Source organism: Microbulbifer variabilis (assembly GCF_052468405.1).
The window spans coordinates 524616-539429 of record NZ_CP174343.1 but is presented as its reverse complement, the minus strand read 5'-3'; the positions used below and the strand labels follow the sequence as shown (position 1 = coordinate 539429).

The following is a 14814-nucleotide window of genomic DNA, read 5'->3' as shown; positions in this document are numbered from 1 at the left end:
AAATTATCAACTGCACTACAAAATAGTAAGATATAATCTGACAATACCTTAATCATTAACGGAATAATTGATTATGCTACCTCCACACGGACTCCTTCTTGAAAAGCCTCATGCTTTTAAGAGTCGCACAGAATTAGCCATTGAAAAATTTTCCAATAAGGAAAACCCTACAGAGGCAGATTTGAATGCCGTTTTGGTAGTCGGGCAAGTTGAGGATGGAATAGCGAAAATGCTTGGCTATATATTGGATGGCTTAGGTATGAGCCGTTCTGAATTAGAGAAGGAAGCTCACATCTCGCAAAACCTTGGCGAAAGGATGGCCTTATCTAATGATTCCAAGCCCCACCCCAAATGCCATGCTCATGCCATTGTTTCTGGGGCACACCCCAAAGCGGTCACATTAAGAGCTGTATTGGCAAAATTTAAACTTAGAATTGATGATCCCGATAATGGTTGTTGGCTACCGGAAAACACCGCTGCTAAGATGTTAATGCCAAGGAGTTTAAAAGATGCAGTTCCGCACAGCCGAATACACAGAAATAACTATTACTTCTGGCTTTCCAGCTATATCAAAATGTCAATAACAAAAGATCAAAGCCATTTAAGGTTTCAACTTTCAATGATTGAAAATTCATTAAAAACAAGTTCCTTCCCTCCTTACGTGATGCTTCCAGCCTCAAAGGAGTATCAGCCTTGATTTATCGTATTCACCCAAACATTAAAGACTATTTAATGGTTACCTTTGACGGTGACAAAGCCCGCGAAGCCCTTGGGGAAGATACCGACTTCTACATGGATGAAAGGCCATTCCCATACCAAAATGAATGGCAACCAATGGAAGTTGGTTTTGATGATGCTTTTGGTGGAAAGAAAAAAGAAATTCCTGATATTTCCTTAAATGTGGGCAAACTTTTTCTTAGCGAAAAAGCATACAACCTATTAAAAGATAAGCTTTCAAAATTTGGGGAGTTTTTACCCATAACATTTGAAGGTAAAAAAGGGTATATTTTTAACGGCTTAACAACAGTAAAAACAGATGAGAAGCTTAGTATTCATGACCCCCTGAATGACAGATTTTCAATTGAATTTAACGAAAATAATATAGAAGAAATTTCAATCTTTAAGGCTGAAATTGACTTTAATGGTTACTTTTGTAATGACGAACTGAAAAACATTATTGAAAGTAACAATCTTACAGGCATTAACTTCTCTATTGATGTAGGTAATCCATTCCCTGAAGAGTTAGGTATGAGAAGTACGCATTAAACTGTAAAAACTATGACTGCTTGTAGGCGGAGAGCACTTAACTGGACTGAAGATTCTACCCTTTCATATAGAGCACTATTTATTGCTAATAGGTTGGAGCAGTTGATATCTAGATACTAGGAAGCAAGTTACTGTTTCCCGAAATACTCCTCCTACCCTTTAGCCGCTGGATATTTCACCAAAGCACCGGCCCTATCTAAATCAAAACTATGAATACTACTTTAGAGGTTTAGCTGGGGCGGTATGGTATTTCTCTGCTAAAAAATGCTGGGTATATGGTTTGTGCGATTGCCAGTGCCTTCTTTCCTCCACTTAGCGCATTTCGACATCACTATCAGGCCTCCACGCCTGCAATAAAATGGAATCACTTAAAAATACAGCCACCTTCCCTTTGTATCATTGGGTGCATGATCAAGGAAAAGTAAAGGAAATTTAGAAAGTTCTATATTTCCTTTGTTGAGTATGTGCCTTGAAAGATAACCGCCCCCTCTATGATCGCCCCGAAGTGACGCTATTGTTCTACAGAAATTTGGACATCAATCTAAAGATCTCCTAGGCCTGATAGCTACACAAGTGGCAGAAGGTCCCTTCTAAAGTTTTCTACTCAAGGAGTTAAAGCCCCCCACTCACTTATCAAAGAGCCTCCTCAAATTCCTCTTTATTTTCTAATTCATAATAAAGAATATCACTCCAGTACAGACCTAAAGGTGGCTCACTCTCAATATCGTCAAACTTATCATTGAACTGGAGGCCGTAAAATGCACTTGGGGCAGCCTCTGACTTGTTTTTCGCTGCATTTATTACAATACCAGCAGCTACCTCTGGGTCTTCTGGCAGCGCATCAATCGCAGATCCAGCTTCACGGCAAGCGCTAATTTCGCCTTCAACGTAGCCACGCAGGACTGCTTCCTCACTTTCATCCATGCAGTCCAGCTCGATAGTCTCAAGTAGTAGATAACTATCCTTATGTTCTTCAAGAAATTCTAATGTTTCATTAAGCATTGATTCCTGCAGGCCATCAATCTCTTTCCCGATCACTCGCAGAACCTCAATAAATTTTTTTAACCGCGCGAATCCTGTCTCAAAGTCACTACTGATAGCATAAAGCTGAGTTTTATTATCGGGCGAATCATTATCAAAGCCATCTGATACCAGTGATGCACACAGTTTTGGGTTCCCAGACATGAGCACACGATAAGTGAAGGGGATATTGTATGGCCATTCAGATAAGCCCGAGATAGTGTCGGGGCGGTCTGAGTAGGATTTTGGTTGGTTGCTAAGACTGTAAAGATAAGAACGGTTTGCCATTTTTGATACTCCCTATAAATACCAGCAACAGCATAGCTTTATCGCGTTATGCCCCTTCTGGATATGCAAACTATTAGATGGCAACTTCCTGAGTAGAGCAAGCCGAAAGTGAAATTATTTTTCTGTAAACACGCAGTCGATTGGTTATTAATAGCCAGCAACCTGCTCATAAAACCCGATCAGGTGTGTTAATTGTAGATATCCACAAATACCCTAACACTATAGGATCTACATTCTACCACCACTATGTTTCTCATTATGTGTAAAGCACTTTTCCAATATCGAATTGATTTTAATCAATTACTACTCTGAATTTATCTAACCGCATCGCTGCAGAACCAGTTAACTTAACCATTGGTAACCAATGCTATTCATCCAGAATTGTTTCAAACCAGGATCTGCCTTAGCTTAAACTATAAAAGACTCTCACCATTCTTATAATCCAGCAATCACCTTTTCCGATACGCTCGCACCCCTTCTCCTTATTCATCGAGTCTAAGACTGTCACGAGGGCAGCACCCCCTAATTAGCAAGCACTTGTTATTCTTGGCACTCCCTCTCCTCCAGTACACCACCTCTCTTGATTGAGTACTCGGTATAGTTCCCAGTTACAATATCAAGGATTTGCAGCCAGGAATAAAACTCCGCTTTCTCGGATTTAGCAATTTCCGCTGCTAGCTCCATTGCCGCCTCATCAGTTGGAGCGGAGCCTCTAAAACTTTTTGCACCGCCATTCATTAAATGAATACGCTCGGCAAAGATTGCAAACCTATTGATCGTTCTTCCCATGTCCTTTCTCCGGTTAAGTTTCCCTGGCCATCCGCTAGCCATTCAATAGTGCTTAGAGCGACCCAGATTAAGCACTCAACTCATTAAATTCTGATTCCAACCAAGCCATACTGCGCTCAACTTCCCGCATCTGCCTTAGTGTCAGCTCCAGTTCTTCACGCAAATTCACACCCACAGAAACCGAAAAGCTGCGTACGTACTTTGTATAGTTAAGGATGCAGATGGCGTACATTGGTCGGTTGTCATAGTCCGACCGATAGCGGCATATCCGGATCGGCTCTCCGTCGAAAATGATGTTTTTGGTTCCCATGACTACCTCCAAGCACAATACTGTATACTCATACAGTATATGATACAGGGCTCAGGACCTGTCAAGATAGCCAGCGTGCCCCTCTACCCAGTGAAGCCCCGGCCTAGCCGGCATTTTGGTCATTATCGGGTTGTCGCTGTCTGTAGTGCGGTACGCGTACTCCGCCACAATGGCGGTAATAGCGCTGGTTACCTTTATCAGGTTATCCACTATGTACAGTACAAAATTTGATCAGCGATCTCTTTTGCTCAAATAATAATCAGATAGGCGTTAACCAAAGAATCAGCAGTAAGTAGTGCATGGACCAGATTGTCCAATCCGCTCTGGCGTTCGGAGTAGATATACTCGTAGATGTGGGTCTAGTTGACTATCAGGCTCAAAGGATTGACTTTAATCATCTGGAGGTGCTTTGGCGGTCAGTCTTTAAAAGTGGATGCTGTGCCTCTAACATCTGAAGACTATTAGCCAGCCAGCTTCATACTAACCCAGATAGCTGATAGAGAATGACTGTGGTTCACGGTAGCTCCGGGTTATCCACACTTCCCTACGATGGGGCCATGAATTACCAACATAAATTCAATACCGCAGCCGACTTCCCCAATGCCAATCTCTAGTAAAAAGTCTCGAAATTACTGCGGTAGAAAAATATTGTACTGTTGTTCGATACCATTAATTTCTTGCTCTGAAAAAGGCGGAAATCATATTTCCAACATTTTGCACCAAACAGGGAGCAGTCTTTACCCAAAGTACTCAATTTTCTGATTGGTTGTTTGACTTTCAACAATCAGTTTTCTATCTCTCTATTACTCAACTCTTCCATATTTAAAATGTTCGTAAGTGAAAACATCCGCTGGATCATCACTTTAAACTGAGCAGCTGAATAAGCCTTCTCCGATCTTTTAGCTTCGGTAACTTAGAATTGAAATAAGAATACTTTAATTAGCTAACCACTAAACACCTCATTAAACGCAGAACACAATCTAGTTGCATAGCAAGCAGCCATAAATTGGCCCAGCAGTATAGAAGCTATGCAATAGATTCTATAAATTCTTATCTACCCAATAAATCATGGAGTGCATTTAAAATTTAGATTACTGATTCCAGTTATCTTGGTCCACCCAACCTCTTCCGAATGTAAATCTAACAGTAGTAATCAAGCCTGGATCAGGCCAATAATCTACAAACCGTGCAATAGCAAATGCATATAGGAAGATAGGCACCAAAATGATCTTATTGGAATTTATTAAGATTGTTTTCAGTGTCAAAAATGCGTAAGGTAAATAGATATTTATCGGTATTTTGGGCCATAACTGAGCAAGCTTATATTAGCGAATAACTCGGAATCAAAAGGCTCAAAACTTTCTATATGGCCCAATCTCGCAAAGGAGAACGGTAGCGTGACATAAAAGTAAGTAAAAGGCGCTGACCCAAGGTGCTACCAACACCAGGGGCCAGCTAACCAAATTGATAAGCAACCTATCAAAATGGCTGTAATGGATGATACGCTAGAAACCCGCTCGTCTTCAATAAAGTGGAGCACATTCAGTAACTTGAAAGGCTTTTTCAGGTTCTGGCAGCGTTGTATCCGCCTTTTCTACTTTTACGCCTATCGTTCCCGCGCCCCACCTTGTACTGCCTAAAAACGTCACTTTCTTAGCTTTCCCACAGCGGAAGGTCTCCCCATGGTTTAAGTATCAATAGGAAATGGATATGTTAATTTTAACTCGTCGGATTGGCCAAAACCTCAGGATTGGAGCAAACGTCTCAATCGTAGTTTTGGATATTAAAGGCAATCATGTGAGAATGGGGATAGAGGCTCCCAAATCCCTGCCCGTTCACCGTGAAGAAATCTATATGCGCATCCAGAAAGAACGAGAGATAGAGAGTGAAGATCGTTGAGAGGCGGATTCTTTCTGTAACGCGGCTACTCCATGAATCTAACTTCCATAGAGAATAGCTCTACGGTTTTATAGTTCTGTATTAGATTCCAATGGATATTCCTTACCAGTATACACCCAGGAAGGGAAACATTGGCCTTGAGACTACGCCCCTCAGAAGCCCGCAACGCGGGCACCCACAGGGGGTAGTTTACCATGCGAGCGATCATCAGGTTTATATTCAGTGATCAATTAAATATATCCGGTTCATAACGGTGACGGAACTCTTTTGCTGATTCTGCCACTTTCATTGGGCCACGGATTGCTACCACTCTGGCAACCAATGGCAAATATACTCCGCTTTTTATCTACAGGCAGGGCCTATTGATTAAACACTTTTTTAAGGTATTCGACCCCAATGCTACAAACGATGAGACTGCCTAGCGGCAAGGATAATTGAATAAATTTGATATATATAAATCCCAAGCTGCAAGAGGATGTTATTGATCTGGTTGAAATATCACTAGATAATTTATGTACTATTTGGTGTTTTAATTCCACACCTGCAATATCAAGAGGGATGTATATGTCTATTTTCTGGGTAATTGATACTAAAGTAAAAGTTTTGCCACAAAGCTCGTTACCCCAAGATGGTAGCACTTTCTATTTTGGTCGCTCTATTGTTCCGGACGAATCTAGAGAAAATGCTGTAGCTCGATTGACCGCCGCACTTGAAGAAGACTTCATGTTAGTGGAGGAGGTTTCCAGGGTAGCTACATATGATAGCCAGCAGTGGGATACAGAAGCTGATGAAGATTACGAGACCAAGGAGTCCTATGAGGAAGCCAAGCAGACTGGGGAGATCGTATTCGGCTGTTTTGCATCAGAGCTTTCATTGGATGATTAATTGTGTCAAAGAGAGCAATGACAATAGCCGAGGGAAGTCAGGCTAGCAAATATAAACTGATGCAACACTAATCTTAAATGGAATACAAGAGTGACAGTATGTTCTTCGTACTGCTTTTGATTCATTATCAGTCTGGAAAACTAAGTACGCCGTCAATGTTTCACCATTTATCCGCGCCTTAAAACGAGCATAAAAGAGGCGGCTTTAATTGATAATGAAATATGGATATTTGGTATAGATGGTACTAACCCGCATCATATTATTGATGCAGTAACCGTAGCCTCTCAGTTCTATATGATTGAGCCAAGGGATATTCTTAGCAATGTCTATGTCAAAAATCTGAATGCTGAGGGGGAAGCAAGCCTGGAACTCAGCCTCTTGGTGAAGCTAAATAAAGATTTATATAGAGCAACAACTGAAGCTATCATGGAAGCATGCAGACACTTCGGTATAAATAATGAAGTCAATCTCCATGTGTATAGCGCCAATATTAATCCAAAGATTTCTCAACAAGATCTACACCAAGCGTTAAAAGATGGTGGGGCCTCTTCAGTTGTTACTGATTCTAGAAATCTAAAGTATAAATCCGGTAATAACCTTGGAAATAGAGGAGCTACAATTAGAATCAATATGCATGTAGCAAAGCTCGAGTTTTGATTGTTCATACAACTGCAAATGATTATGAGAGGCTGCTCTTAATCGTTGAATAGTGCTAACCAGACAGTAGCTTGACAAACTAGATCATGAATCGATGCACTCGCGGCCTCTAGCTTCGGAATAGCATCGGTCATTTGAGGCTATCTACATTATCAGATGCACCCACCTCCCCGTTAAGTCACCCAACAGAATCACCTTATGTAACTCGGCAATTTTACGAGTAAAATCGCTGAGAGGCACTTTCACACTCCCTATGTAGAATCTCACGCGGATACTCAAATAGGGTGATTGAATTTAGCCAGTGTATTACCTAAGAGTTGCTGACCAGCGGGTAAGTGACATCTCACTTCTCGATACTGCACTCTCTAATGGCAGTAGCAATTTCATACGCTTAGATTGGATACCTTATAAGGGTATCAGCATAAATATCAGGACAGGCACCCTATTCCAAGTAGCCAAGCGTGATAGCCGAGAGTAGCTATACCCAGGCCTTGGTAAAAAATTGTCACTTGAATATGAAAAGCTAGCAGCATAAAGTGTGTACAAAAGAGGCCGCAGGTCATATCGCTGTTTGTGTATTAGGCCTCTCAATATTACTGGATTCTCAAATGGAAAAAATTGCCATACTTGTTGATGTGCAAAATGTTTATTACACATGCAGGCAAATCTATAAACGAAACTTTGATTACAATAAGTTTTGGTCCGAAGTGACGAGTGGAAGAGAAGTGGTTAAGGCGGCGGCTTATGCCATCGACCGTGGCGATAGAAAACAGTATGAATTTCAAAATATCTTGAGATCTATTGGTTTTGAAGTGAAATTAAAACCCTTTACGCAAAGGTCCGATGGCTCCGCCAAGGGTGATTGGGATGTAGGGATAACTATTGACGCCATAGAATACTCAAACCTGGTAGATACTATAGTTTTAGTCTCGGGAGATGGTGACTTTGACATTCTTGCTCATAACCTTAGATTAGACCGAGGCAAGAAAGTTGAAGTATATGGCGTACCAGAGTTGACAGCTGCCTCTTTGGTTAATGCAGCGAGTAAATTCACCCCAATTGAAAATAAGCTGTTACTCTAATTACTATCTAAAACAGTAGATGGCTCTCATATGCACCTGTAGTCATCTACTGCGCTCTTTTCTTCTTAATGAGGGCTAATACGCTACATCAAGCGATAACTGGTCAATGTGAAATATACATATGATTAGCAACTCATTTGAAACAATTGCGCTCAAAGCAACATCCTTTCCAATTTTGTAATTTAAGGATAAAACTCTATCCTGGAGGACAAAGAAAAAGTACTTCCAGCTGGCTTCATACAGACTACCGATTAGTACGCTCTAGTCAAGGACCTAACAAAGTGAAGAATTTACTGATTACAGGTTTAATCCTCTTCTCCATGGTTACTCAAGCAACTGAGAATGTAGATGTTTGCCCAAACTTAGATCTTGATATACCAGAATCTAAGGCCAAGCCAACAATAAAGACCATACCTGTGCTTCCTAAAGGTAATGGCAAGTACTTACCAGCATGTATAGTGGTTTCGTTTGAATTAGCAGAGATTCCGAAATCAGAAGGTAGAGGACTCATTCCCAGAAAAATAAAGATCGAAGGTTCCTCAAACAAAGCGTGGGACAAACCCATGGAAGTCGCCGTATCTAGATGGCTTTATCTATCAAAAGGTATAGAGTACCGTGGGCGCCAATATGTGATCTATAAGATTCCGGCACAAGCTCCATAGCCGCGTGATTGGGCAGTCGTTGACCGATTAAGCATAGATACAGAGAACCCTGAACAAACCCCCTACTTTAATCAGGTTACATCTATTAAAAATCTCGTATTATTTCCCGATCATCAACCGCGAAGCGGAATTAGATAGCAGGAAAAAGCAACCAATAAAGATATTGGTGTATGTAAATAACTCAATATAAATGCCCTTGCAAATTCGTTACTGATACTCGATTAACTTAATCATGAGCTGGTATAATCACAGCTACTAATTATTTTCTAGCGACCTCAATCGACAAAATATATTGAAATATATTTTAAGTGGTGAGTATTAATACACCCATTTTATATCGATATCTCACTTAGCTCTGGCAAAATGAGTCTGGCTTAAGACACCATTTTGTCTTTCATAACGAATAAGATTAGCGAGATAAATGGCGAATTGGGGAGACACTATCTTCGAATAATACATGTCGGCGCCGAAATGTTTTGCCTTCAAGATATTCCGGCTTACTGATTCTGTCCATTCGAAAATGACGAAAGTCTTTGCGTGCGGGATCCCAAGCTACCAAATACCATAGTGGTGGTAAAATGAGCATAGCTTGTGGCTCAACAACCCTGCTGGTTACAGCCCCCTTTGCATCACAGTACTGGAAACTTAGTTGTAGCCGTTGGAGAAAAGCTGCCTCAAAAGTGGGTAGCAGGGCGGGCTCCATCTCTTGGATATTTGAGATGTCTACCTGCGGTGAAAGCTTACCGATATATAAGCAGTCCAAAAACCGGCGTAAGTCACGCACTTTGTCCGGTGGCAAAGCTTTCTCTATTTTGGCAAGGCCGGCATCTGCAAGACCTGAAAAAGGTAAATTCCCAGCCGCACGCATTGATGCAACACTGATAAGAAGAGCAAAGACTTCGGCAACCGAGAGACGCGCTGTGGTTTGAACCGATTGCGGGTCTAGTTGCAGGCCGCCCCCAGGACCGGGTTCAGAATGAATAACAAAGCCCTCATCGCGCAGTGCGCTAATGTCACGCAACACTGTACGCCTGGATACACCGACCTCTTCTGCTAGGTCAGCAATCGTAGAAGTACCATTTCGGCGAAGGCTGCGCACGATGGCGTCTTGTCGAAGGCGAACACTCATTTTGTAAGAATATGATTAAATGGTGACATTATTTGGCACCATTGGATTTTAATCTATGGCCGTTCATTTCAGCAAAGGAGTTCTGAAATTGCAACGCACACCCGTAATCCCAAGGGAAAGAAAGGGTCCATCCGGTATATGCGGCGTTACTTGAGCCATCCAAGAAAGGAGAAATAAATTGTTTAATCTAACCGATTTCCCTAAGCCCACTCTTATTTCAATCAACGGCGTTGAGTTAGAAGTCTTTGAAGCAGGCCAGCAGAGTACGGAAAACCCAATTGTGCTTTGTCACGGCTGGCCAGAGCATGCCTATTCTTGGCGCCATCAGGTGCCAGTACTTGCCGCAGCCGGCTACCACGTTATCGTTCCAAACCAGCGTGGTTATGGCAATTCATCCCGTCCTGCCGACGTAACTGACTATGACATTAAAAACTTGTCGGATGACCTCGTCGCACTGCTTGACCACTATGGATACAAAGATGCTACCTTTATCGGCCATGATTGGGGGGCAATGGTGGTTTGGGGGCTTGCGCTATTACATCCAACCCGGGTAAATAAAGTTATAAATATGGCCTTACCCTACCAGGCTCGCACAGAAAAGCCTTGGGTCGAGTTTATGGAGGAATTTCTAGGAAGCGACTATTACATTGTTCACTTTAACCGACAGCCAGGCATCGCGGACACTGTGTTAGACGCAAATACTTCACAGTTCCTTCGCAATATATTCCGCAAGAACGTAGCTCCAGCACCACCAGAGCCTGGAATGATGATGATCGATCTCGCCAGAGCAGAAACGCCACTTGGCGAGCCCTTAATGAGTGATAAAGAACTGGCTGTTTTTATTTCCGCATTTGAGAAAACAGGGTTCATGAGCAGTATAAATTGGTACAGAAATCTTGATCGCAATTGGCAGATCTTGGCAGATGTAGACCCAATCATTCAAAAGCCAGCACTCATGATTTACGGCGATCGAGACTTGATTCCCAAAGCCCAAAACCTAAAAGAATTCGTTCCCAATGTTGATATAATCAGCCTCGACTGCGGCCATTGGATTCAACAGGAGAAACCTGAAGAAACAAATCAGATAATTTTAAAGTGGCTAGAGCAACAGGATGCCACTTAGCGCAAAAGCCCATTTGATATAAAAAATATCTCTGAAATTATCTGAGTAATTTATGGATGTAGTAAAATCTACGATTTCCCGTTACTCAGATACTTTTCTCGTACTTGATTAATCATGCCACCAGCCTCTAGCACCTCGATTTCATCCGCTGACAGGTCACTGCGCAGATTAATAGTCTCGCTAGATGACTTAATCAAAAGCTTTACAGAATTGTTTGACTTCAATTGTGCTATTGGCTTGTCAATCTCAAGAATTGAATCTTGCTCAAGTCGGTCGTAATCATCAAAGTTCTCAAAAAGCAGTGGCAGCACACCAAAATTAATGAGATTACGGCGATGGATACGAGCCATGCTTTTTGCGATTATGCACCTTACGCCAAGAAACCGTGAAGATACCGCTGCATGTTCACGGCTGGAGCCTTGCCCATAATTTTCACCACCAACAACAAAACAGTCACCATTCAATTTCATTGCCCGCTGGTAAAAGTTTTCATCGATACGGGAAAATGTATAGCGACTAATGGCGGGTATGTTTGAGCGCAAAGGTAAAATCTCCGCTCCGGCAGGCAGTATTTCATCCGTAGAGACGTTGTCACCCGCTTTCAGTAATAGAGGGCCCGTTAAGATGTTCGGAAGCTTTTCAAAGTTTGGTAACGGTTTGATATTCGGACCTTTAATCAGCTCAACTGCTACAGGGATTTCTTGGGGTGGTTGAAGTAATGGTCTTATATCTGGCAGATATTCCGGCTCACTAAAGCTGGGATAGTCCATGTCCAGGTCACGAGGATCGGTGATCACGCCCTTCAGTGCACTGGCAGTGGCAGTTTCAGGGCTGCATAAATAGACTTGGTCATCTGCTGTGCCGGATCGACCGGGGAAATTACGTGGCACAGTTCGTAGGCTGATACGGCCAGTGGCGGGAGCTTGCCCCATACCAATACAGCCGCCACAGCCTGTTTGGTGCAAGCGCGCACCAACTTCAAGTAGTTTTGTGAGATCGCCACTCCGGCTAAGCTCTTCGAGCAATTGGCGCGAGGTTGGGTTGATATCAAAAGAGACATCGTCGGCTAAACGACGACCTGCGACAATACGCGCTGGTATGGCGAAATCCCGCAGCCCCGGGTTAGCGGAAGAGCCAATATAGCTCTGGTAAATAGGGCGCCCCGCCACCTCACGTACGGTTACCACTTTATCTGGACTGGATGGGCAGGCGATTAGCGGCTCAAGATCAGATAAATTGATAGTATCCTCTTCGTCATAGCTCGCACCCTCATCGGCTTTCATTTCTACATAATCGCTTTCTCGGTGCTGTTGTTTGAGAAAGGCTTTCACAGCTTCATCGGCAGGAAAGACACTGGCAGTGGTACCCATCTCCTGCCCCATATTGGCGATCACATGGCGGTCCATCGCGGTCAGATTGGCGAGGCCTGGGCCGTGATACTCGACAATCTTATTCACACAGCCCTTCACTGTTTGCCGGCGTAACATTTCCAGGATTATGTCTTTGGCACTGACCCATGGCGGTAATTCACCCTCAAGCTTTACGCCGAGCACTTTCGGCATTTTCAGCGCGAAGGGAACGCCAGCTATAGCCATGGCCACCTGTAGGCCACCAGCACCAATGGCCAGCATGCCCATAGAGCCGGCTGCACATGTATGGCTATCGGCGCCAAGTAACGTCTTTCCGGGGATATCAAAGCAAGCCATATGTACCGGGTGGCTTACACCATTACCGGGACGTGAGAACCAAAGTCCAAACTTGCGACAGGCGCTTTGCAGGAACAGATGATCATCAGCGTTTTTGAAGTCCGTCTGTAGGAGGTTATGGTCTACATACTGTGCGGAAAGCTCAGTCTTGATTTGCGATAAACCAAGCGACTCTAGCTCTAACATTACCAGAGTGCCGGTGCCATCTTGAGCCAGCGTCTGATCAATCTTTATCTCTATTGGACTACCGGGTTCCAATGAACCGCTCACGAGATGGCTCTTGATCAGTTTATGTGCGAGGTTCATAGCCATAATGGGTACCCTTCCTTAATCTGGGAAGCTCCACCTGCGGCGCTTCTTAGCCCTGATCATTGTAGTCCGACCTAAGATAGTTACTATGTGTCTCTAAATACCCTTCTGTACTTGCATGGTTAATTAAGCGACGGGACCGATAACCTTAAGCCTCATAAAATAGGAAAACGCGCTATTCCAAACCTGCCATGAATAATGGTCTTTTGTTTTGCCTTTTAATAAACAAGTGATCATATCCAACAGCCTCACGTTTTGTGGATAAATCTGTGGCTGTACATTCCTTGAGGACAATAAGGAACTATTAAGATTTTTACTGTAACTATAAAAGTCAGCGTAAATTTTTTGCTTTTAAAGAAGCTGATAGTTGCCCACCAACCCGTTTATGTGCATGCACCAACCTTCTTTAAAATTTATACATTCCTGTTATTCATACAGAAATACTGCTAAAAAGAAGATTTTTTGTACCGACAAACTCTTTCGATATGCAGTAGTCACCTCTGATATTTAAAGCATTAACTGTTGATCCTAGTGCTATCTTTCTAGAATCGCACACAATTAGTAAAGACTAGGAGAGTGAACAGTGGCGATCAGAATCCTATCTATTGATGGAGGGGGGATAAGAGGCATACTGCCTGGTGAGATATTGGTTTCTCTTGAACACAAGCTGAGAGTGAAATCAGGCAATCCCGACGCCAGAATAGGAGATTTTTTTGATCTGGTTGCAGGAACAAGCACTGGCGCTATATTAGGCGCGGCCTATATTTGTCCAAACAAGGAGGGAAGGCCCAAATTTTCAGCCCGGGAAGCGGTAAATATTTACCTTAAAGAAGGAGGTAAGGTGTTTGATACTGGAATCTGGCCTTACCTGAACAAGCTGAGACTACTTAAGGAAGAAAAATACTCTACACATGAACTGGAAAAGATATTAAAGAGGTATTTTGGTAAAACAAAGCTAAGCAAACTATTAAAACCCACCTGTTTCATTTCTTATGATATTAAAAAGCGCGAGCAAGTTATCTTTAGGCAACACTGCGCCATAATAAGAGATGAAGATTTTTTGGTAAGAGATTTACTAAGAGGCAGTACTGCCGCACCAACCTACTTTGAACCTGCACGTATTTATTCGCTGCCGCCAGTTAACAAAAAATATATCCTGGTAGACGGCGGTATGGTAGCCAGTGACCCTGCATTATGTGCCTACTCAGAGGCCATTAAGTTTAGCGGTGTGGGTGGTATTAAGGATATGATTATTGTATCTCTTGGCACTGGTAAACAGCTAATAAGCTACAAATACAAAGAAGTCAAAAATTGGGGCATTTTTAACTGGGCGAGACCAGCGATAGATATCGCACTGAGTGGCGGAGCCCAAATGACGCATTATTATCTGAAACAAATTTCATCTACTGTAGAAAATACAAAGTACTTCCGAATTCAGCCAGATCTATATGATGCTAATCCCGCATTGGATGATGCATCCCCCAAAAACTTGAAAGAATTGAAGAAGTCTGGTGAAAGAAATGCAAAGCACTATGATAAATTACTGGATGACATTGCTCGGACATTGCTGAACACACAAGATATTCATCAATATGAGCAAGGATACTGATACCTATCAACACAAAATTAGCTAAGCCAATAAGTAATCATTCAAGTACTCTATCAAATAGAGACCAAGCGTTAACAACC

Annotated in this window: 14 protein-coding genes; 9 read left to right on the top strand and 5 right to left on the bottom strand. The window is 42.6% G+C overall.

Annotated features, from left to right (window positions below; genetic code table 11):
- The first annotated feature begins 73 nt into the window (after window positions 1-73).
- A complete protein-coding gene (locus tag ACJJJB_RS02710; protein WP_444945513.1) occupies window positions 74-697 on the top strand; it encodes an AHH domain-containing protein in 624 nt (207 codons plus the stop codon).
- The gene (locus ACJJJB_RS02705) at window positions 694-1266 is read left to right on the top strand and encodes a hypothetical protein (protein WP_444945514.1); all 573 of its coding nucleotides are present in this window, start codon (window positions 694-696) and stop codon (window positions 1264-1266) included. Before ACJJJB_RS02710 ends, ACJJJB_RS02705 begins: the two co-directional genes overlap by 4 nt.
- Before the next feature lie 633 nt (window positions 1267-1899).
- Here the strand turns inward: ACJJJB_RS02705 and ACJJJB_RS02700 are convergent.
- From ACJJJB_RS02700 to ACJJJB_RS02690, 3 genes are all read right to left on the bottom strand, one after another.
- Window positions 1900-2574 carry a DUF7822 domain-containing protein gene (locus tag ACJJJB_RS02700; protein WP_445365696.1) on the bottom strand — a complete coding sequence of 225 codons (675 nt, stop codon included), beginning with the start codon at window positions 2572-2574 and terminating at the stop codon, window positions 1900-1902.
- Window positions 2575-3114: 540 nt separating this feature from the next.
- Window positions 3115-3363 carry a hypothetical protein gene (locus ACJJJB_RS02695; RefSeq protein WP_020412273.1) on the bottom strand — a complete coding sequence of 83 codons (249 nt, stop codon included), beginning with the start codon at window positions 3361-3363 and terminating at the stop codon, window positions 3115-3117.
- 67 nt (window positions 3364-3430) lie between these two features.
- Complete coding sequence (locus ACJJJB_RS02690; RefSeq protein ID WP_353376823.1) at window positions 3431-3673, bottom strand: hypothetical protein; 243 nt, start codon at window positions 3671-3673, stop codon at window positions 3431-3433.
- 1710 nt (window positions 3674-5383) lie between these two features.
- Between ACJJJB_RS02690 and csrA the strand changes: the two genes are divergently transcribed.
- From csrA to ACJJJB_RS02665, 5 genes are all read left to right on the top strand, one after another.
- Window positions 5384-5572, top strand: a complete 189-nt coding sequence (csrA, locus tag ACJJJB_RS02685; RefSeq protein ID WP_445365695.1) for a carbon storage regulator CsrA — start codon at window positions 5384-5386, stop codon at window positions 5570-5572.
- A 564-nt stretch (window positions 5573-6136) separates the two neighbouring features.
- Window positions 6137-6457, top strand: coding sequence for a hypothetical protein (locus ACJJJB_RS02680; protein ID WP_445365694.1), 321 nt, complete (start codon window positions 6137-6139; stop codon window positions 6455-6457).
- A 294-nt stretch (window positions 6458-6751) separates the two neighbouring features.
- Window positions 6752-7114: a hypothetical protein gene (locus tag ACJJJB_RS02675; RefSeq protein ID WP_445365693.1), complete on the top strand. Its 363-nt coding sequence runs from the start codon at window positions 6752-6754 to the stop codon at window positions 7112-7114.
- A gap of 608 nt (window positions 7115-7722) precedes the next feature.
- The gene (locus tag ACJJJB_RS02670) at window positions 7723-8196 is read left to right on the top strand and encodes a LabA-like NYN domain-containing protein (protein WP_445365692.1); all 474 of its coding nucleotides are present in this window, start codon (window positions 7723-7725) and stop codon (window positions 8194-8196) included.
- A gap of 137 nt (window positions 8197-8333) precedes the next feature.
- The gene (locus ACJJJB_RS02665) at window positions 8334-8858 is read left to right on the top strand and encodes a hypothetical protein (RefSeq protein ID WP_282951390.1); all 525 of its coding nucleotides are present in this window, start codon (window positions 8334-8336) and stop codon (window positions 8856-8858) included.
- A 409-nt stretch (window positions 8859-9267) separates the two neighbouring features.
- Here ACJJJB_RS02665 and ACJJJB_RS02660 read toward each other — a convergent pair whose 3' ends face one another.
- Window positions 9268-9987 carry a helix-turn-helix transcriptional regulator gene (locus tag ACJJJB_RS02660; protein WP_445365691.1) on the bottom strand — a complete coding sequence of 240 codons (720 nt, stop codon included), beginning with the start codon at window positions 9985-9987 and terminating at the stop codon, window positions 9268-9270.
- Between the two features lie 178 nt (window positions 9988-10165).
- Between ACJJJB_RS02660 and ACJJJB_RS02655 the strand changes: the two genes are divergently transcribed.
- Entirely contained in the window at window positions 10166-11110 is a 945-nt protein-coding gene (locus tag ACJJJB_RS02655) for an alpha/beta fold hydrolase (RefSeq protein WP_445365690.1), read from the top strand.
- A gap of 68 nt (window positions 11111-11178) precedes the next feature.
- On the opposite strand, the gene ACJJJB_RS02650 is transcribed toward ACJJJB_RS02655, so the two are convergent.
- On the bottom strand, window positions 11179-13122 hold the full coding sequence (locus ACJJJB_RS02650; protein WP_445366260.1) for an aconitate hydratase: 1944 nt from the start codon (window positions 13120-13122) through the stop codon (window positions 11179-11181).
- 586 nt (window positions 13123-13708) lie between these two features.
- On the opposite strand from ACJJJB_RS02650, the gene ACJJJB_RS02645 reads away from it, so the two are divergent.
- Window positions 13709-14734: a patatin-like phospholipase family protein gene (locus ACJJJB_RS02645; RefSeq protein WP_445365689.1), complete on the top strand. Its 1026-nt coding sequence runs from the start codon at window positions 13709-13711 to the stop codon at window positions 14732-14734.
- The last annotated feature ends 80 nt before the right edge of the window (window positions 14735-14814 follow it).